Annotated in this window: 21 protein-coding genes; 10 read left to right on the top strand and 11 right to left on the bottom strand. The window is 57.2% G+C overall.

Translation table 11 applies throughout. The features are described 5' to 3' along the window. Positions 1 to 88: 88 nt before the first annotated feature. The 4 genes from ABFB09_RS01475 to ABFB09_RS01460 all read right to left on the bottom strand — a co-directional run bounded on the left by ABFB09_RS01475 (position 89) and on the right by ABFB09_RS01460 (position 4,488). Positions 89 to 688: a phosphatase PAP2 family protein gene (locus ABFB09_RS01475; protein ID WP_346999355.1), complete on the bottom strand. Its 600-nt coding sequence runs from the start codon at positions 686 to 688 to the stop codon at positions 89 to 91. A 2-nt stretch (positions 689 to 690) separates the two neighbouring features. Then, entirely contained in the window at positions 691 to 3,453 is a 2,763-nt protein-coding gene (gene polA / locus ABFB09_RS01470; RefSeq protein ID WP_346999353.1) for a DNA polymerase I, read from the bottom strand. A gap of 114 nt (positions 3,454 to 3,567) precedes the next feature. Beyond that, positions 3,568 to 4,131: a hypothetical protein gene (locus ABFB09_RS01465; RefSeq protein WP_346999352.1), complete on the bottom strand. Its 564-nt coding sequence runs from the start codon at positions 4,129 to 4,131 to the stop codon at positions 3,568 to 3,570. Positions 4,132 to 4,227: 96 nt separating this feature from the next. Beyond that, on the bottom strand, positions 4,228 to 4,488 hold the full coding sequence (locus ABFB09_RS01460; RefSeq protein ID WP_346999351.1) for a DUF4342 domain-containing protein: 261 nt from the start codon (positions 4,486 to 4,488) through the stop codon (positions 4,228 to 4,230). Between the two features lie 259 nt (positions 4,489 to 4,747). Between ABFB09_RS01460 and ABFB09_RS01455 the strand changes: the two genes are divergently transcribed. Together ABFB09_RS01455 and ABFB09_RS01450 are read left to right on the top strand one after the other, a co-directional pair. Then, the gene (locus ABFB09_RS01455) at positions 4,748 to 5,035 is read left to right on the top strand and encodes a DUF370 domain-containing protein (RefSeq protein ID WP_346999350.1); all 288 of its coding nucleotides are present in this window, start codon (positions 4,748 to 4,750) and stop codon (positions 5,033 to 5,035) included. Continuing rightward, positions 5,025 to 5,636 carry a guanylate kinase gene (locus tag ABFB09_RS01450; RefSeq protein WP_346999349.1) on the top strand — a complete coding sequence of 204 codons (612 nt, stop codon included), beginning with the start codon at positions 5,025 to 5,027 and terminating at the stop codon, positions 5,634 to 5,636. Before ABFB09_RS01455 ends, ABFB09_RS01450 begins: the two co-directional genes overlap by 11 nt. A gap of 152 nt (positions 5,637 to 5,788) precedes the next feature. Here ABFB09_RS01450 and ABFB09_RS01445 read toward each other — a convergent pair whose 3' ends face one another. Then, positions 5,789 to 6,787 (bottom strand): inorganic phosphate transporter, encoded by a 999-nt coding sequence (locus ABFB09_RS01445; RefSeq protein ID WP_346999348.1) that lies wholly within the window; start codon positions 6,785 to 6,787, stop codon positions 5,789 to 5,791. Then, the gene (locus ABFB09_RS01440) at positions 6,780 to 7,406 is read right to left on the bottom strand and encodes a DUF47 domain-containing protein (protein ID WP_346999347.1); all 627 of its coding nucleotides are present in this window, start codon (positions 7,404 to 7,406) and stop codon (positions 6,780 to 6,782) included. Before ABFB09_RS01440 ends, ABFB09_RS01445 begins: the two co-directional genes overlap by 8 nt. A gap of 101 nt (positions 7,407 to 7,507) precedes the next feature. On the opposite strand from ABFB09_RS01440, the gene ABFB09_RS01435 reads away from it, so the two are divergent. The 7 genes from ABFB09_RS01435 (at position 7,508) to holA (ending at position 14,936) form a co-directional block, all read left to right on the top strand. Next, positions 7,508 to 8,455, top strand: a complete 948-nt coding sequence (locus tag ABFB09_RS01435) for a cation diffusion facilitator family transporter (protein ID WP_346999345.1) — start codon at positions 7,508 to 7,510, stop codon at positions 8,453 to 8,455. Between the two features lie 388 nt (positions 8,456 to 8,843). After that, positions 8,844 to 10,208 carry a Trk system potassium transporter TrkA gene (gene trkA, locus ABFB09_RS01430; protein ID WP_346999344.1) on the top strand — a complete coding sequence of 455 codons (1,365 nt, stop codon included), beginning with the start codon at positions 8,844 to 8,846 and terminating at the stop codon, positions 10,206 to 10,208. 7 nt (positions 10,209 to 10,215) lie between these two features. Further along, positions 10,216 to 11,667, top strand: a complete 1,452-nt coding sequence (locus tag ABFB09_RS01425) for a TrkH family potassium uptake protein (protein ID WP_346999343.1) — start codon at positions 10,216 to 10,218, stop codon at positions 11,665 to 11,667. A gap of 698 nt (positions 11,668 to 12,365) precedes the next feature. Next, a complete protein-coding gene (locus ABFB09_RS01420; RefSeq protein ID WP_346999342.1) occupies positions 12,366 to 12,800 on the top strand; it encodes a universal stress protein in 435 nt (144 codons plus the stop codon). A 12-nt stretch (positions 12,801 to 12,812) separates the two neighbouring features. After that, positions 12,813 to 13,211, top strand: a complete 399-nt coding sequence (locus tag ABFB09_RS01415; protein ID WP_346999341.1) for a TrkA family potassium uptake protein — start codon at positions 12,813 to 12,815, stop codon at positions 13,209 to 13,211. Further along, positions 13,212 to 13,877 (top strand): TrkA family potassium uptake protein, encoded by a 666-nt coding sequence (locus tag ABFB09_RS01410; RefSeq protein ID WP_346999340.1) that lies wholly within the window; start codon positions 13,212 to 13,214, stop codon positions 13,875 to 13,877. 69 nt (positions 13,878 to 13,946) lie between these two features. Continuing rightward, positions 13,947 to 14,936 (top strand): DNA polymerase III subunit delta, encoded by a 990-nt coding sequence (gene holA, locus ABFB09_RS01405; protein WP_346999339.1) that lies wholly within the window; start codon positions 13,947 to 13,949, stop codon positions 14,934 to 14,936. Positions 14,937 to 15,024: 88 nt separating this feature from the next. Here the strand turns inward: holA and ABFB09_RS01400 are convergent, their stop codons facing one another. Beyond that, positions 15,025 to 15,294 (bottom strand): dehalogenase, encoded by a 270-nt coding sequence (locus ABFB09_RS01400; RefSeq protein WP_346999338.1) that lies wholly within the window; start codon positions 15,292 to 15,294, stop codon positions 15,025 to 15,027. Positions 15,295 to 15,618: 324 nt separating this feature from the next. Here ABFB09_RS01400 and ABFB09_RS01395 point away from each other — a divergent pair, with 324 nt between their 5' ends. Next, entirely contained in the window at positions 15,619 to 15,753 is a 135-nt protein-coding gene (locus ABFB09_RS01395; RefSeq protein ID WP_346999337.1) for a hypothetical protein, read from the top strand. Between the two features lie 62 nt (positions 15,754 to 15,815). Here the strand turns inward: ABFB09_RS01395 and ABFB09_RS01390 are convergent, their stop codons facing one another. The 4 genes from ABFB09_RS01390 to gltX are packed head-to-tail and all read right to left on the bottom strand — an operon-like array spanning position 15,816 to position 19,153. Further along, complete coding sequence (locus tag ABFB09_RS01390) at positions 15,816 to 16,808, bottom strand: radical SAM protein (protein ID WP_346999468.1); 993 nt, start codon at positions 16,806 to 16,808, stop codon at positions 15,816 to 15,818. Between the two features lie 23 nt (positions 16,809 to 16,831). After that, complete coding sequence (locus tag ABFB09_RS01385; RefSeq protein WP_346999336.1) at positions 16,832 to 17,095, bottom strand: hypothetical protein; 264 nt, start codon at positions 17,093 to 17,095, stop codon at positions 16,832 to 16,834. 1 nt (position 17,096) lies between these two features. Then, entirely contained in the window at positions 17,097 to 17,687 is a 591-nt protein-coding gene (locus ABFB09_RS01380; RefSeq protein ID WP_346999335.1) for a DUF3795 domain-containing protein, read from the bottom strand. A gap of 2 nt (positions 17,688 to 17,689) precedes the next feature. Further along, the gene (gltX, locus tag ABFB09_RS01375) at positions 17,690 to 19,153 is read right to left on the bottom strand and encodes a glutamate--tRNA ligase (protein ID WP_346999334.1); all 1,464 of its coding nucleotides are present in this window, start codon (positions 19,151 to 19,153) and stop codon (positions 17,690 to 17,692) included. Between the last annotated feature and the right edge of the window lie 2 nt (positions 19,154 to 19,155).

Genomic DNA, 19,155 nt, shown 5'->3' with positions numbered 1-19,155 from the left:
ACGAAAATCCCACCCAGTCTCGTGTAGGGGCCCTCTAAGACCTGCCCGCCCCGATCATCGCCAGTTTCGCGTTCGTATACCGAACTGATTATGTCGCAGTCCCGTCATCGTAATCAAGCCGCCACAATACCGGAACCAGGACGATAACGCCCAGAAGAAACCCGCCCAGCACATCCGTCGGCCAGTGAACGCCGAAGTATAGCCGTGAAACACCAGTCAACACCGCCGGCATCACGAGCCCCCATCGCCAGGCAGTAAACCATCTCTGGTCGGAAACGATCGATTTCAACCGGAAGAATAAAAACCCGCAGAAGACGGTAAAATACCCGGTATGCCCCGATGTGAAACTGAAATACCCGCCGTCCGGCCGGGTGCGGTCGACCACACCTTTTACGACGGCGCCAGCCAGCGCTACTGTCGCCAGGGCGGTTACCAGCCACAGCGCTTCGCGCCGGTAGCCTTTTACCCAGAACCAGACCGCGGCCATGCCCGGGAGGATGATGGACGGCCAGGTGTCGCCGATGAATTCGACCGCCCGCATCGGTACATCGAGCGGTGCGGACTGCAGTCCCCGAAAAACATCGAGCAGGACCCGGTCCAGGCGTTGAGCTCCGAAGCCGGCATTGATCGCCAGCAGAGTGAAAATAAACAACGCCAGAATATAAACGGCTGCCGGGAAGGGGCGCAAGGTTATTCCATCTCTCCCCAGTTGACGCCGTATTTAAGATCAACTTTAAGGGGTACGGCCAGTTTCACCGCCCCGGACATCAGCCGTGAGGCCAGCTCGGACATGAACATCAGCTCGTTTTGCGGCACTTCGAAGATAAGTTCGTCGTGCACCTGCAGGAGGAGGCGGCTCTTCAATTTGCGTTCGATCATCTCCCGGCGGACATGCAGCATCGCCACCTTGATGATATCCGCCGAGGTTCCCTGCACCGGCATGTTGATGGCCATCCGCTCGGCCGCCTCCCGCACCTGGCGGTTGGAGGCGTTGATGTCGGGAATATAGCGGCGGCGGCCCAATATGGTCTCCACGTAGCCGCGCGAGCGCGCCTGCTCCTTGGTGGCTTCCAGGTAGCTTTTGATGCCGGGGTAGCGTTCGAAGTAAGTGGCGATGAATTTGGAAGATTCTTCCCGCGTCATCTCGGTCGCCTGTTCCAGACCGTAACCGCTCATACCGTAGATGACGCCGAAGTTGACCGTCTTGGCGAAGCGCCGCATCTCCGGAGTGACCTCTTCCTTCGGTATGTTGTACAACCTTATGGCGGTCGCGGTGTGGATATCCTCGTTATTCTTGAAAGCGGTAATGAGGTCGGCATCGCCGGCCAGGTGCGCCAGCGCCCGCAGGTCGATCTGGGAATAGTCGGCGGCCAGCAATACATAACCGGGCGGAGCCACGAAGGCCCTGCGTATCTCCCGCCCCAGTTCGCCGCGCACCGGGATGTTCTGCAGGTTGGGATCGCTGGATGACAGGCGGCCCGTGGCGGTGCGCGCCTGGTTGAAGCTGGTGTGCAGCCGCCCGTCGCAGGCGTCGACCATCTGCGGCAAGGTATCCACGTAGGTCGATTTCAGTTTGGCTAACGTGCGGTATTCCAAGATGAGGCGGACGATGGTGTGCTGGTCCTTGAGTTCTTCCAGTACCGCCGCGTCGGTACAGTAGCCGGTCTGTGTCTTGCGCCCGGCGGGGAGATGCAATTCACCGAAAAGGACGTCTCCCAGTTGTTTGGGCGAGGCGATGTTGAAGGGGTGACCGGCCTGTTCATGGATATCCTGTTCGAGAGCGTTCAATTGCACGGCCAGGCGTTCCGACATCCGCCCCAGCATCTCCGAATCGATGGCGATGCCGGTGCGCTCCATGTCCATGATTACCGGGACGAGAGGCATTTCCACTTCAGCGAACAGTTTTCGCTGGTTCTCCCGGTCCAGTTCCGGTGCCAGGAGTTCAGCCAGACGGAAGGTCATGTCGGCATCGGCGCAGGCATATTCCGCTGTCTCTGTGAGCTGGCATACGGAAATGCATTTCTGATTCTTACCCTCGCCGATGAGCGCGGTTATGGGAGTCATCTCCACCCCCAGGCGGCTGAAAGCCAGTCCCTTGAGCGAGAGCGATTTTTCCCCTAGCAGGTGTGCCGCCAGCATGGTGTCGAAATCGAGTCCGTTCACCGTGAAACCGGCGTTTTGCAATATCTGGAGATCGAATTTGGCGTTGTGGGCGATCTTGACGATCTTCCGGTCGGCCATGACACCGGCGAGCGCCTTGACCACCTCCGAAAGCTCCAATTGCGCCCCTTCGACCCCGACATGTCCCACCGGCAGGTAGTAACCCTCCCCCGCCGCCGGGGATAGAGATAATCCGACGATCTCCGCCGTCAGCGTGTTCAGGCCGGTCGTTTCGGTGTCCAACGCCAGTTTCTCGACGCGCGATAGTCGCTTCGCCAATTCGGCTAGCTTCTCCATCGTATCGACAAGCGTATAGCGGCATTCGATCGCCGGCGGCTGTGGTACGGGCGTCACCTGTAGGGGCGACCCATTGGGTCGCCCGCCCGGGGTGGCGGTTTCAACTGTCCCGATCCTCGGCAACCGGTTGATCAGCGAGGTGAATTCGAGTTCCTGCAGCAAAGGGATAACCTTATCGCGTTCGAAGCGGCTGATCCGGCATTCTTCGAGGATGAAGGCGATCGGCAGGTCGGTGACGATGGTCGCCAGCGTCAGGCTCTGCCGCGCCGCCGCTTCTTCGCGACGCAGCAGTTCTCTAAGTTTTTCCGGCCGGATGAGTTCGATATTCTCGTAAATGGCGTCGATGCCGTCGAATTCGGTGAGCAGCTTCACCGCCGTTTTCTGGCCGATGCCAGGAACGCCGGCTATATTATCGGAAGCGTCACCGACCAGCGCCTTGTAATCGGCCACTCGGTGCGGCGGCACGCCGAATTTGACCATCACCGTTGCCGCATCGAAGAGCATGGTGTCGGAAAAGGTGCCGCCGGGTTTGGGGTACAACACCTTGACCGCGTCATTCACGAGTTGCATGGCGTCGGCGTCGCCGGTGACGATGATCACATCCGCCCCCGCCGCCTCGGCCCGCCGCGCCAGGGTGCCCAGGAGGTCGTCGGCTTCATAACCCTGCTGCTCGAAGACCGGCATGTCGAAGGCATCCACCAGTTGCCTGACCCGGCCCATCTGAGCGATAAGCTCCGCCGGCGTCTCCGGGCGGTGGGCTTTGTAGGCTGTCGAAAGTTCGTGGCGAAAGGTCGGCCCCTTGCGGTCGAACGCGATAGCGTAGCAATCCGGTTTGAGGTCGGAAAGCACTTTCAAGAGGATATTGGTAAATCCGAAAACGGCGCTGGTCACCTCGCCGGTCTTGCTCACGGTTAGCTGGCGGCTGTACTTGAAAGCGTGGTAAGCGCGGTGCACCAGGGCGCTGGCATCGAAAAGGACTAAACGGGGTTTACTCATGAGCGAATTATATCAGAAAAAGGCGGGGAAAAGAGCAGTGGTGTCACTGTTACATCAGGAATGAACTCGGCTTTGTCCCTCTCGATGGAGGAATAATACCGAGAAAAAGTGCTTTTAGACTGGTGAAAGATGCATCGAGTCGTTCGCCGTGGATAAAATACCCTGATAGCATCCCTCGCGGGCCAGGATGGAGGTGGAGATGGATGGTAGTCCCATATCTAATTCATGGGTGTAGGCGATAACCAGGTTGCCGTAATGGCAGAAAAACTGCCGTGTCGCGGCATCGAACCGGATATTACCCCGTCCCACCACGCCGGTCATCAATCTGGAGTAGCGCAGGCTGGAGTATACGACCGCCCCGGCCTTACCCCATACACCGGAAAAAAATAGCCTGGCGCGGAAGTTCTCCAGCCGGCCGTGATTGAAAAGGACATCGATGGTACCACCGCGGGAGGCGGACTCCTTGAATTGATAGATACGCTGATCGCCGCCGTCGTACAGACGCACCGTTGCCTCGCCTTCTATCTCCGGGGTGTGGGTGACATCTGTCAAACGGTTAGCGCCCACCGTCTTCAGAATGTCTTCCGGACGACGCAAACCGTCGTATTCGTGAAGAACGATGTCGATCAGATTCAGGTAAGAGACCGGCTTCGGAGGATCGTATTGTTGCAGGCGCAATCTTTTACTCCAATGAAATCATGTTAGCACCGAGGGTTGAGAAAATCAAGACTTGGTTATTTATATAACCCGTGTTTGGGTAAAAGATTCTTCCGGCTATGCCGGTGGTGCCTCATCCATCTTCTCTACTTCAATTGTACATTCGGTGACCAGAGCGGCGAAAGCGCCTACCGCCGCTAGCAGCGGCGCCGCCAGTATGCCCACTGCGGCCGCTGGAGCCCCGACAGAAAGAGGGATATCGATTATCGGTCGGCCTTCGTGCACTAGGCGGACCCGTCGGATGTTGCCCTCGCGGATGATCTCCTTGATCTTGGTCAGCACCTTATCTCCGGCAATGGTGAATTTCTCGGTTGACATAAAAACCTCCTTAAAAAGTCTCCTCTTCATCTTATCACTGCGGCGGGCCATTTCATATACCCGGCGAAACCTGAAATGAGAACGCTGCAAACGCACTTCGCTGGATATAAAAAATCGACGACAGAACAAGTTGTTAATGGTTCACCCGCCGGGTGACTCATCGGTTCGGGCTGATTTCGAACGAGGTGCGGTTGCTATCGGCCCGGTTTCAAGCTAGAATATTCAGACTCTTTCCGCATCGCATCTGAGAGGCTTTGATATGGCTATTGAACTCGTCCACATAGGTTTCAGCAACATCCTGGCCATGAACCGCATGATCGCTATCGCGCCACCCGGGTCGGCGCCGATCAAGCGCATCATCCAGGAAAGCCGCAACAAGGGCACTCTCATCGATATGACTAACGGCCGCAAAACCAAGGCGGTCATCTTTATCGACTCGGGACACGTGGTCCTGGCCGCTCTGGCGCCGGAAACCATCACCGGCCGCGTCACCATCGGCCGCGGCGCCGCCAAGACCGATGTCGCCGAGGTACCGCTTGAACTTTAGGCCGCCGGCACCCTCTCCTGTTCTGGTGGTCTTGTCCGGCCCGTCCGGTGTCGGCAAGGACGCTGTACTGGCCCGGATGAAGGAAAACCGGCTGCCTCTGCAATATGTTACTACCGTGACCACTCGCGCTCAGCGTCCCGGCGAGCAGGATGGTTTGGATTATCACTTTTCCAGCCGTGAAGAATTTAAAAAGCTTCTTGATCAGGATGAGTTATTGGAATGGGCGGAAGTGTACGGTAATTTCTACGGCGTACCTAAGGCACCGGTGCGCGAGTCCTTGAAACAGGGGCGGGATGTGGTGGTGAAAGTGGACGTGCAGGGCGCCGCTAGCATTAAAAAGATTGCCCCGGACGCGGTTTTCGTATTCCTCCTCCCGCCGTCATTGGAAGAGCTGACCCGGCGTCTGTCACGGCGGCTCACTGAGTCACCGGAAACCCTTAAGAGACGCTTGGATACGGCGCCCCTGGAACTGGCGCAACTGGGGATGTTCGACTATTTCGTGGTCAACAATGAGGATAAAATCGATCAGGCGGTCGCTGAGATTTCTGCCGTCATCACCGCTGAAAAAGCACGGGTCCACCCCAGGCACGTCATCCTTTAGCCAATTCCTACGCGACCACCGCTAGGGCGACTGCCGGTCGCCCTCCTCGCTCCAAATCGCGATCCGTAATCTGCAATTGCTTTGCCACGACCATCCCGCGACAGATAATCGTCTGAAAACTGAAAGCTGACAGCTGATGGCTGACAGCTTTCCTAAAACAGCTTCAATATAGAAGCCACCGCGTAAGCTATTGCGCCACAGATGGGGAAGGTCACCAGCCATGCGGTCAGGATGTTACCCGCCACGCTCCAGCGTACCGCGGAGAAGCGCCTGGTAGCCCCGACGCCCATGATGGCGGCGCTCATGGAGTGGGTAGTACTGACCGGAATACCCAGATTGGAAGCCAGTTCGATAACGCTGGCCGCCGACGTCTGGGCTACAAAACCCTGTGCCGGTTTCAGATTGGTCACCCGGAAACCCAGCGTCTTCATCACCCGCCAGCCGCCGATAGCCGTGCCGGAGCTGATGGCTGCCGCCGAGACGATGATGACCCACCACGGAATGCCTTCCCATAACCCGGCGTTTCCGCTGTAGATAACCAGTGCCATGGTGATGACGCCTATGGGCATCTGGCCGTCATTCTTGCCGTGGGTATAGGCCATGAAAGCGGCGGAAAGAATCTGTCCATTGGAAAAGATCGCACGCAGGCGCGCCGGCAGGCTGTCTTTGAAGAGCCAGTAAACCCCCAGCATCAAAATAAAACCCCCGACGAAGCCTAGCATCGGTGCCGTCACTACCGCGGAGATGATTCTTCCCATTACCGCCAGGTTGACCGCGTCGAAACCGCCTGCCGCCAACCCCGCGAAGGCCAAACCGGAAACCAGGCCATGAGTCAGGCTGATGGGCAGGCCGAAATAGGTGGCTAACCCGCCCCAGATGACGACAGCCATCAGAGCGGCGATGATGACGCTGAAACTGATGAACTCCGGGTGCAGGATGCCTTTGCCGATGGTAGCGGCTACCGCGGTGCCGGTGGCCGCGCCGGCCAGGTTGGCAAAAGCCGCCATGATGATAGCCGCTCTTGGCGACAGTACCCGGCTGCCGATAGTGGTGGCGATAGCGTTGGCGGCGTCGTTCATGCCGTTGACGAAACCGAGGCCGATGGCCAGCGCCACAATCAGGATAAGAACGCCTAAAGCGGCATCAGGCATTCTTGAGAGCTACCCCCTCGAAGACATTGGCCACGTCCTCGCAGCGGTCGGTGGCGCTTTCCATCGCTTCATAGATCTCGCGCCATTTGATGACATCGGCCATCTCATGCTCTTCGAACAATTCAACTAAAGCCGCCCGGTATTCCTGGTCGGCAAGGTTTTCCAGCCGGTTGATCTCGATACAGTTTTCCAGGACTTTTTTCATGGTGGCTGTTTTGCGCAACTTGGGTGCCGCGATGGCCATTTCCTTGGTCGCCGCCACGATGATATCGGCCAGCACGCGGACGCGCGGCCCCGGGAGGCCTACCTTATAAAGAACCATGTAATCCGCCGCCGAATGGATGAAATCGGTCACGTCATCCAGGGAATGCGCCAGGAGAGCGATATCCTCCCGATCGAACGGCGTTACGAAGCTGCGGTGAAGCATGGCGATGATCTGGTGTGTAACCGAGTCACCGGCATGTTCCAGATCGGCTATCTTCATCACTTTTTCCGGCACGTCGCGCCAGTCGTCGACCAGATCCTTGAGCGCTTCGGCGGTGCGCACGGCGTTAGCCGCGCCGGCTTCGATCAGATCGAAGAATTTTTCCTCACGGGGCATGAACGATAGCTTGACCACGGGTGCCTCCAGGTTACCGATTAGACAAATCAGAAATTGTTGTTATGATAATATGGCGGAGTCAAAAAAACAACCGGCCGCGATATTGAGCGAGCGTCAACATGCATCAGCACCAACACGCCCATCCAACCGCCGGTGGCCGGCTCAAGCTGGGCATCATCATCTCCAGCGTGATCTTCGTCGCCGAAGTAGCCGGCGGCCTGATCTCCAACAGCCTCGCCCTGTTATCCGACGCCGGTCACGTCTTCGCCGACATCGTGGCTTTGTCGTTATCGGCCTACGCGCTGCGGCAGGCTCAGCGACCGGCCTCCCACAAGATGACCTTCGGTTATCACCGACTGGGCGTAGTGGTGGCGGCAGTCAACGCCTTGCTCATCTTCGGCATCGCCGGTTTCATCATTTACGAAGCGGTACAGCGGCTTCAATCGCCGCCAGAAGTGAACAGCCCGGTCATGCTGGCGGTAGCCTTTATCGGCCTGACCGCCAATCTGGTGGTCGCCTTCTGGCTGCGTGAAGCCCAGAAAGAGAGCCTGAACGTCAAGAGCGCCTTCTGGCATGTCCTGGGCGACGCCCTGGCCTCGGTCGGCGTCATCATCGGCGCGCTGATCATCATGTTCACCGGTCTGAGCGCCGCCGATGCCGTGGTCAGCGCCCTCATCGCCGTCATCATCGCTGTGTCCGCCTGGGGCATTCTCTCGGAGGCGCTGGCGGTGCTTTTAGAGGCCACCCCGGCACATATCCGGCTGGATGAACTGGCGGAGGCGCTCAAGTCTGTTCCCGGCGTCGAAGAGTTGCATGATCTGCACGTCTGGAGCCTGACGCCGCAGCTTCACGCCCTGTCCAGCCACATCGTCATCGCCGACCGGCTGACCTCGGAAACGGCCAAGGTCCGGGCCGCGGTGGAGAAGATGCTGGCGGAGCGCTACAGCATCACCCACACAACGCTTCAAATGGAATGCCAGTCCTGCGCCCCCGGCGGCCTGTTATGCTCCCTGGAACCGGGCGCCTGCCCCCTGACTCCCCATCCCTACGAAAACCCTGAGCACTAATTTCTAATCACAAATATCTAATATCTAAACAATGTTCAAATCCAAAGACTCGAATGTTCAAAGCCTGAAAATCGCAAACTTTTGAAATTGGATTAATTTGTTTCGGATTTCGATATTCGTGCTTCGAATTTCCCCAACGGGGCCTTGGGTTGACATCGGCAAGGTTTAGCCCTAAAATGCGCCTTCAGTTGGACCAGCATTGCTTGGTAAATCGCTTGAGAGGGTCATGAAAGCAGAATTACCCAGTCCGCAGCCCCGCAACCCCATCATTACTCGTCCCGGCGACCGTGTCATCCGGGTCTCCCGTCGACCTCGCGGCAAGGTTTCCGGTTTCCTGAACGCTTTGGCGTCCTTTTTTAATCCTGGGAGAACGACGAGGACCCGCTAGGTGTATATCATCATCGCCGGCGGCGGTGTCGTCGGCTCCAACATCGCTTCATTACTCTCGGTGGAAAACCATGATGTCGTAGTCATCGAAGAGTCCGCGGCGTGTATTGAAGATATTCGTCGCCATCTTGACGTCCGCGCCATTAGAGGCAACGCCGCCACGCCCCGTATCCTTCGGGAGGTCGAGGCTCATCGCGCCGACCTGGTGCTGGCCGTTACCGACTCCGATGAAACCAACATGGTCATCTGCTTCATCGCCAAGGAGATGGGCGCGGCGCGCACCGCCGCCCGTATCCGGAATCCTGATTACACCGGTTATTTCCAGTTGCCGGCCAAGAGCCCGGGCGGCACACGCCGCATCGTCCGCCCTAAGAGCCTGGGTATTGATATATTCATCAACCCGGAAGGGGAGATGGCCGCGGAGATCTTATCCATCTTGGCCGGTTTCTATTCCACCCCTGCGGAACAGTTCGGCGACGGTGCTGTGCAGATCCGGGAGTTCAAGGTGGAAGATGACAGCCTGTTTGACAAAAAACTCTCGGAGATCACTCCGGGTATTCCTTTTCATATCGTCGCCATCGGACACGCCGAAGGCGGTGTTATCGCTCATCCGGACGAGGTCCTTCATGAGGGTGATTCCGTCTACGTGGCCGCCACCGGCTCCCAATTGGAACGTATGGGTCGGCTGTTTGCCACTCCCAAGCGTCCTGCCCGCAATGTAGCTATTATCGGCGGTGGCCGCATCGGTTTCCTGGTTGCCGAGGGTCTGGAGCGTCAGGGCGTCCGGGTCAAGATCATCGAACGCGACCAGGAACGGGCGGAGGAGATCGCCGCCAAGTTGGAGCACGTGTCTGTCATTCAAGGCGAACCTACCGAGCGGGAGTTTCTGGTGCAGCAGGGCATCGAAAACGCTGACGCTGTGGTAGCCGCTACGGAAAACGACGAACTCAACATCCTGGCCAGCCTGCTGGCTAAAAATCTCGGTGTCGGCCGTACGCTGACCGTTATCAACAAGCCGGACTACATTCCCCTCGCGGAGGCCGCCGGCATCGACGTGGCTGGTTCACCCGCCATTATCACCGCCCGCAAGATCGCCCATTATGTGCTACGCGGTGGAGCCATCGCCGCTGCGGTGCTGGAACAATCCACGCTTGAGGCGATCGAATTCGTCGTCGCCCCCGGCGCTCAATTCGCCGGTAAGACTATGGCAGAGATATCGCTGCCTGCCGACGCCATCATCGCTGCCTTCATCCGCAACGGCCGCGCCGTGGTGCCTCCGGATGAGGGAACCGTCGAGCCGGGGGATCACGTCGTCCTCGTGTCCACCCTCGCCGCCATCCCGGACGTGGAAAACCTCTTCAAGTAAAGCCGTTATGAGTCTGATATCCATCGTCCATTTTCTTGGTTTGTTGACTGCCCTGGTTGGTGGCGCTATGGCCGTGCCGGCTGTCTTCAGCCTGACCCAGGGAGACAGGGCTGCCGGCGCTCTGGCCGCCGCCGCCGCGCTGACGATTCTTTGCGGCAGCCTGATGTTTTTCCTGACTCGTGAAGGTAAAAAACAACTCGCTCAAAGGGAAGTCTTTGTCCTGGTGGTCGCCGCCTGGTTTACCGCAACCGCCTTCGGCGCCCTGCCTTTTTATTTTTCCGGGGTGCTACCAAACTATCTGGACGCCTTCTTCGAGACGATGAGCGGCTTCACCACCACCGGCGCTACGGTGATGACTAGCATCACCGGCCAGTCGGAAGGCATCCTGCTCTGGCGCTCCCTGACCCAGTGGCTGGGCGGTATGGGTATCATCATGCTTTTCGTCGCCTTGTTTCCTTTACTCGGCATCGGCGCCGCCCAGATGGCTGAGGCCGAGATGTCGGGGGAAAAAGGCGAGCGTCTGACATCCCGCATCCGGGACACCGCCAAAGCCCTGTGGATGATCTACGTTGCCTTCACCCTGTTGTGTTTCGCTGCGTTGGTGGCGGCCGGCCTTCCGCTTTTGGACAGCGTCAATATATCGCTGACCACTATGCCTACCGGCGGTTTCGCACCGGTAAATCTCAGCATCGAAGACTACGGGAGTATCCCAGTACAGTTCGTCGTCAATTTCTTCATGTTCCTCGCCGGAATCAATTTCGCACTTTTCTATTATCTTTTCATGAAACGGCGCCCGGGTAAGCTGTTTCGCAATCCGGAATTCCAGCTCTATGCCGGCTTGATGGGGGCGGCAGCTCTGATCCTCACCTTCAATCTGGTGTCGAACGACGTCATGCCTTTCGCTGACGCGTTGAGGCAAGGCGCTTTCCAGGCAACCGCAATCATGACCTCTACCGGTTATTCAACCGCCAATTTCGACGAATGGCCCGCTCTTAGCCGCGCGCTCTTATTAATGCTCATGGTTATCGGTGGTTCGGCCGGTTCCACCGCAGGCGGTCTCAAAGTCATCCGTCTCCTGGTACTGTTCAAGTACTCCTACCGCCGGGTCATCCTGGCCTTCAATCCCAATGCCGTTATCCCCCTCAAGGTCGGCGACACCGTGCTCGCTGAAAAGACCGTTTCCCGAATCATCAGCTTAACCGTGATTTATTTTGCCGTTATGTGGGGCGGGTTTCTCATCATGAGCGCGCTGGGACTGGACATCGAAACGGCGCTTTCTGCCGTCGTCACTACTATCAGTAATATCGGTCCCGGTCTGGGTGGGGTCGGTCCTTATGAGAGTTTCGCCTGGATCCCGGACCCGGGTAAGATGGTGCTCATCGTCCTGATGCTGGCCGGCCGCCTGGAGATATTCACTCTTATGGTCATTTTCGTCCCGTCGTTCTGGCGACGTTATTAACCGGTTCTACCCTCCCGTCATCGTCTTTGCCCCGATGAAATCGGGGATCCCTCTGGTGAAACGATCTAGACGTTCCATCACATCGCGTGCTGTGCTTGACTCCAACCTGACCTGCAATCTCCCTCGTATAATTCTCGTCGTTCTCCGCGGGAGAAAACGATTCTGGTTTCAATTCGCGTCTCTCCCTTTCGTAAAGGGAGATTAAGAGGGATTTACGGCGCCACCATAATACCGAATGATATCGCATAAATATTTTGAAAACCCGCCAAAATCCCATTGACAATAGCACTACGACGGGCTTATCATATGTTCTCTATCTCCCATATCCAAGCACCGATACCGTGTCTCCGAGTCATTCCAAACCATTTAATAAGGAAAACAATTGAATCAATTGTCGTACAATCACGCCAACCCTCATTACTCGCCACCCGCGGCTCGTAACTCACGACCCGCCAAGGGAATTGTTTTATTTGATTCTATTATTGATTTGGAACAATCTCACGTTTGGACAGCCGGGTGCCCAGTCGTGAAAAATCGGATTGTTTCCAAAAAAAGGATCTGTGAAAAAACAAAAAACAATTCCCGCGAGCGTTTTACGTTCGATGATACGCATTAGATTCGCAAGTTCATACACGGTTGTTGTCAAACCGGCCATGGGCGCTTATAATACCCTTACGTGTGCAAAGACACTTTAATACATGACTGAATACCACACACTGCTGGTCCCGGTAGCCGGGCGAGCTGAAGATGAGGACGCGCTGGAGCTGGCCTGCCACCTGTCACGGTGCGCCGGCAATGCCCGGGTGGTCGTCACCCATATCATCTCGGTGGACCGTTCGCTGCCGCTGGACGCGGAGATCGATTCCGAGATCGCCAAGGCCGAGGGTGTCCTGTCGAGATTTGAAAACTTGGGAAAAAAATACAACTGCTCCGTCGAGACCAACCTCCTCCAAGCCAGGGCGGTGGGCCCGGCCATCGTCGACGAGGCGGTGGAACAGAAAGCCGACACCATCGTCATCGGTTCCGACTACAAGACCCACTTCGGGGAGTTCAGCCTCGGCGAAGTGGTGCCCTACATACTCCAGAACGCCCCCTGCCGGGTCATTCTCAGTCACCGGCAGCAGTCCATTTAAGGAGTTTTCCGGATGAAAGTGATCATTATGGGCTGCGGACGTGTCGGCGCTCAACTGGCGTCCCTCCTCGACAAGGAAGGACACAGCGTTGTCGCCTTGGATACCGACGCCTATTCCTTCCGCCGTCTCCCGGCAGATTTCAAGGGCACCGCGCTACTGGGTAACGGGCTTGACGAGGATGTCCTTAAAAAAGCCGGCATCGAAGAAGCTGACGCCTTCGTGGCGGTGACCCAGGGCGACAATCGCAACGTCATGGCCGCGCAGATGGCCCGTAAGATCTTCAACGTTAACAAGGTGTTGTGCCGCATCTATGACCCGCTGCGCCGTGACCTCTACACCATCCTCGGACTGGAAGCCCTCAGTCCCACCACCATCTTCGCCGAAATGCTGAAAGAGAAGCTGGAGACCTAGATGTATATCATTATTGTCGGCGGCGGCCGCCTGGGCTATTCCCTGACCAAAGCCCTGCTGGCTGAAGGGCATGAAACCCTGCTCATCGAACGTAATTTCGAGGTCTGCGAAAAGATCAATAAGGAACTGGGCAACATCTGCCTCCGCGGCGATGCCTGCGAGACGGGCATCCAGGCCGAAGCCGGTACCGGGCGCGCCGACATGCTGATCGCTGTCACCGGCGACGACGAGGACAACCTGGTGGCCTCCCAGGTGGCCAAATACCGCTTCAACGTCCCCCGCACCATCGCCCGCGTCCGCGACCCCCGCAACGAGTCGATTTTCAAGAAGCTGGGTGTGGACGTGACGGTCAACTCCACCAACATAATCCTGGAACGCATCGAGCACGAGGTCCCTTCCCATCCCCTTACCCATCTCTTCTGCATCACCGGCGATCAGCGGGATCTGGAGATCATGGAAGTCCGAGCCCGTTCCGGAGTGGCGGTGGGCAAATCGCTGAATGAAATCAACCTGCCGGATAAGGTGGTATTAGGATTGGTAATCAGGGACGGCGGGAAACCATTTGTGCCTAGGGGAGACACTGTTTTCCAGTCCGGCGACCACATAATCGCGGTAGCGCCAGCCGCCGTCGGGGAAGACTTGCGTCTGTTGTTCAACGGCGCTTAAGTCTTAACCCGATTTTGCGGTCGGACAACCCGCTAAAGAATACGCTACCCTGTGATAGAGGATCCTATTTTGCGCTATCTCCTGGCCGGGCCGGACGATTTTTCGCTCAAAGCCAAGCTTAATTCCATCAAAGCATCGCTTGGTGACCCGGCGATGCTTTCCACGGCGACCAATATTTTCGATGCCGCCCGGCTCAAGCCGGCGGAGTTCCGGTTGACCGTGCATGCCGCGCCCTTTCTGTCACCGGCGCGCCTGGTCGTTGTCAGCGGGCTGTTTAGCCGTTTCCAGCCGGCCTCAGGCGACGCAGGCGGCAAAAAGAAGACCAAACCCGAGGACATCGAGGAATTCGCCGGGATCGTCCGTTCATCGCCCCCGTCGACGACGCTCATCCTGACCGAAACGTCACTCAACCGCACCAACCCGCTCTTCAAGTCCATCTCCGACGTTTTGGAGATGCATGAGTTTCCGCCGCTGGATAAGCCCCAACTTAAGGAATGGATCGGGCGGCGGGTGTTGCATGCCGGTGGACAGATCAGCCCCGGTGCCATTAACCTGCTCGTCCAGTATGTCGGCGCCGACCTGTGGTCCCTAGCCACCGAGATTGATAAACTGACTCTCTTCGCCTGCGAACGAGTCATCACCGAAAATGACGTAAAAGCTCTGGTAGGCTCAGCTCAGGAGGCCAATATCTTCAGCTTGGTGGACGCCATTTTCGAGCAGCGCCTCAAAACCGCCACTACTTCGCTGGAAAGTCTCAAGGCCAGCGGCTTCTCCGCGGGTTATGTCCTTTCCATGCTGGCTCGGCAACTCCGGCTGGTAATTCAGATCAAAGACCTGAAAAGTCGCGGTGAGAAAGATATGGAAATCAGACGTCGTTTGGGCCTCAACGCGGATTTTGTCTGGAAGAAAGCTTTAGATCAGGCAGGACGGTTCTCTATCGACCGTTTCAAAGACATTTACAGGCAACTCCTCGAAGCTGATATTGCCGCCAAGACCGGCCGTATGGACGAGACGATGTCCATAGACCTCCTGGTGGCCGAATTGGCGACCAGGTCTTAGACTATAGTCTCAACCCTGCTTTTGAGGTAAAAAAGAAGGGGGAGTCTCTCGACTCCCCCTCTGTGGGACGATATTAAATTGTTTGGGTTTAGGCGTTCTTGTGGCGGACGACCAGCTGCCAAGTTACGGCCAGCAGGATTATGGCGGGCAGGCCGGTGACCAGGAGGAACATGTTGGCGGCGGTGGGTTCCAGTTCAGCCAGCGAACCGAAGTAGTTCTGGACGGTGAAGAGGAGCATGGCCACACCGATGAGACCGATGATCCATTCGTACCACTTCATGCTGATGCCTTTGCCCTTCATGAGGCTGACCAGCCAGATGAGAGCCGCGCCGAGGAGAAGACCAATTACTAACCACATAGTTCCGGGACCTCCTTACTATTTCCTTATTATTCCCTAACTTTTCACTTATTATAAGGGCTTTTTGCTGGCGTGTCAATACCCCATGGCTTAACAAAATGAACGTAAACCATATTTTACGTCTAAGCATTTATGCTGAATTTTTCAAAAACCTCCGCTTCAGTGCTCCTAATTATTAGGTCTTTGATTCCTCCTTGTTGTTCAACCTTTCGGGTAATCGTTTCCTTTTGATTGATGTCATGGTTGAAAAAACAGGATCCTTGGCTTCGGGGCGCGGTCGTGATATAATGCCAGTTCAGTTTGTCAGACGGAGATTATTCAGATATGACTAAAAAAGCAACTGTTGAGAAGAAACCGGTCGATCTCAAGACGTTCATCGAGAATGTGAATAAGAAGGACGAGGTCAGCGGTCACAAGATCCACTTCGCCTTCTGCAACCGCAAACGCAAGGGCGGATAACCCTTCGTTTCCCCTTCCCCCGGGACATACACGACGCTGGCAAGATCAATTGCCGGCGTCGTTTAGCTTCTCTCGAACGGGTGCCCCTCGCGGCTGAAGTCCGGTAAGTAAAAATCCCTGGCGCTGTCATCCTGCAGCCAGCCGTTCTCCATCCCCAGTACATCCAGTAAATTCACCACCCGGCGGTACTCCGCCGCGGTGATGCTGCGCGCCAGTATCGGCATTTCCATCGCCCGGTGGCGCGGGGTGTATTGAGCCATGATGCTCACCGGTACCGATGTCGAAAGCTCTGAGGCGATCCATTTCATGGAAGCCTCACTGCCGGCCAGCTCATCAGGCAATATCAGGTGGCGGATAATCAGCCCCCTGACGGCGATATCGTCATCATCGAGTTCCAGTTCCCCCACCTGCCGGTACATCTCCCTGATGGCGGCGCGGGCTGTTTGCACGTAATGCGGCGCTTCCGACAGCCTGGCAGCCACCGTGTTATCGGCGTATTTCAGATCCGGCAGGTAGACACTGACGACGTCTTCCAATTCCGCGAGCGTCTCCAGTTCGTCGTACGCATTGGTATTGTAGACGATGGGTAGAGTGAGTCCCCGGGGCACCGCCTCGCATATTGCGCGCATGATCTGAGGCACGTAGTGCGACGGCGATACCAGGTTGATATTGTGGCAGTTAAGCTCGTTCTGGACATAAAGCATGCGGTTGGCCAGGCGGGACGGGGTAACCTGGTTGGGGCGCTGGCGTTCCGGATCCTGGGATATCTGGGCATTCTGACAAAAGACGCACCTCAGATTACAGTTGCCGAAGAAAATGGTGCCGGAGCCCCGGCTGCCGGACAGCGCTGGTTCCTCGCCGTGGTGGGCGCAGACTGAGGCCACCGCCACCAGTTTGCCGGCGTTGCATGAGCCGATCTCATGACTCAGGCGGTTGGCGCCGCAGCGCCGGGGGCAGATGTCGCAGCTTTCCAGCCGGGCTTCCAGCCGTTCGACGCGGCGTTCAAGTTCTCCCGATTCAAATAATGCAACATACGGTGGCAGTTCAACCAAAATGATTCCTCAACTTAGGTAGTCGTTTAAAGCAATTTGCCCTGCTCCCGTAGCAGGTGTTCAACGTTCCGGCGCACCGTGGCGCAGTCGGCTTCGGTCTTGAGATCAAGGAGCTTGATGACGCCCGGCCAGACCTGTTCCTCGGTTTCACGGCTGATGAAAGCCACCGAGCCTTTTTTAACGTCAGCCTTGCGGAAAAGAGGTTTTTTGTCGATGGAATCCCAGTAGGGGATGACGCCAAATTTGACCAGCCAGTTCATGGCATCCTGACGTGTGAGAGCGACGCTCATATTACAGTTCCGCCTCCTTTTTTGCGCGCCTTAACTTTAGCGTTAAACCATTTCGGGACGCAAGCTCATCGAACGAATGACGCAGCATAATGGCCCGGGCTTTAACTTCCGGCGTCCGGGACAACTCCGCGGACAGGCGGTTTACCGCCGCCTGCAATTCAGCCAGCGGCAGCAGTTGCACCGCCAGGCAATAAAAACCCTTGCAGCGGCCGTCGTTGTGGGTCTTGAGCAGCCCTTCGAGAAAACTCACCCGGGCGTCCTGCCGCCGGGCGAATTCAACGATGCCTAACTCACGGATGAGCTGGTGGTTGGTCGGCACCGGCTGGTAGGAAATAAAGGAATCCACTCTGGCCGATTCTTTTATCACCCGTTCCAGCGCACTGCAGCCGTCAGATTCCGGACACTGGGCGCAGCACTCCAGACCGTGACCCTGGACGCAGCATTTCTGGAGAGCGCAGCCCCATGCGCCGAAGTCTTTAGCCGCGCAGCCGGGGCAGCGCGAAGAGCCGTCGGTGTGGTGGCGGGGGCACAACCCGCAATCCAGACCGCAGGCACCGACCGTCGGGAAACGTTTGACTGCTGTTTCAACCATGGCTACTCCGGCAGCTTCCAGGATTTGGAGACGGCCTCACGTAAACGTTTGAGGCATTGTTCCCGTCCCAGCACGATCATCGTCTGGAAGAGCGGCGGTGAGACGATCAAGCCGGTGAAGGCTACGCGCAGGCTACCGAAGAGTTGCCCCGGTTTGAGTTCCAGTTCCTCCGCCAGGCTGCGCAGATCTGCTTCCATACTCTCGACGGTGAAATCGCCGAGCTTTTCTAGTCGCTCAAGCGAACGCTCCAGCGCCGTTCGCGTGGAAGCCGCCGTCATCTTCTTGCCCAGCAGCTCGATCGGTTCATATTCGAGGTTTTCTATGAAAAAGAAACGGGTCATCTCCGGCTGATCGCGGAATTCTCCCAGTTTTTTCACCCGCTCCTGCACCAGCGCCAGCGCACTCTTGATATAATCCCGGTCGAAAGCACGGGACTCCGGCACCCCCGCCTCCAGGAACGGCCGCGCCCGGTCCGTGAACTCATCGAGAGTCAGCGCCCGGATATAGGAGCCGTTCATCCAATCCAGTTTTTCGACATTGAAAATGGCGCCGGTCTTTGAAATGCGTTCAATGGAGAAGTTATCGATGATCTGCTTGACGTCCATGATCTCGGTTTTATCGTCGAGCGACCATCCCAGGAGCGCCAGGAAGTTGACCATGGTCTCCGGCAGGTACCCTTGTTCCTCGTAGTCCATGATGGAAACCGCGCCGTGGCGCTTGGACAATTTGGAGCGGTCGGTGCCCAGGATCATCGGCAGGTGGGCGTAGAGAGGCGGTTCGTAACCCAGGGCCTGATACAACAGCACATGCCGCGGCGCACTGGAGACCCATTCCTCCCCCCGGATGACATGGCTGATGCGCATGTCATGGTCGTCCACGATATTGGCCAGGTGGTAGGTGGGGAAGCCATCGCTCTTGAGCAGGATGAAATCATCCAGCAGGGCATTCTCGAAAGAAACCTCGCCGCGGATGAGGTCGTTGAAGACCGTTCTTCCCTTCAGTGGTACCCTGAACCGTACTACCGGGGTTATGCCTTCCGGCGTAATCTCGCATTTGTCGCGACAGTGCCGGTCATATCCCGGCGGCTGTTTGGCGGCGGTCTGCGCAGCCCGCATTTCCTCCAGGCGCTCGGACGAGCAGTAGCAGCGGTAGGCATGGCCGCCGGCGATAAGCTTTTCCGCCGCTGCCTGATACTTTTCCAGACGCTGTGACTGAAAATATGGCCCGTAGTCCCCGCCCTTTTCCGGCCCCTCGTCCCAATCCATGCCCAGCCAGCGCAGTCCGCCGAGGATGGCTTCCACCGAGCCCTCGACGTATCTGGCTTGATCGGTGTCCTCAATACGAACCAGAAATTTACCGCCCTCATGACGGGCGAACAGCCAGTTGAAAAGGGCGGTACGGATATTGCCCACGTGGGGGTGGCCGGTGGGGGAGGGGGCGTAACGCACGCGGATATTATTGTTCATAA

The sequence above is a fragment of the Dehalogenimonas sp. THU2 genome (assembly GCF_039749495.1).
Taxonomy (GTDB): Bacteria; Chloroflexota; Dehalococcoidia; order Dehalococcoidales; family Dehalococcoidaceae; genus Dehalogenimonas.
The sequence above is the reverse complement of the archived record's forward strand: the minus strand, read 5'-3'. Positions and strand labels throughout refer to the sequence as shown.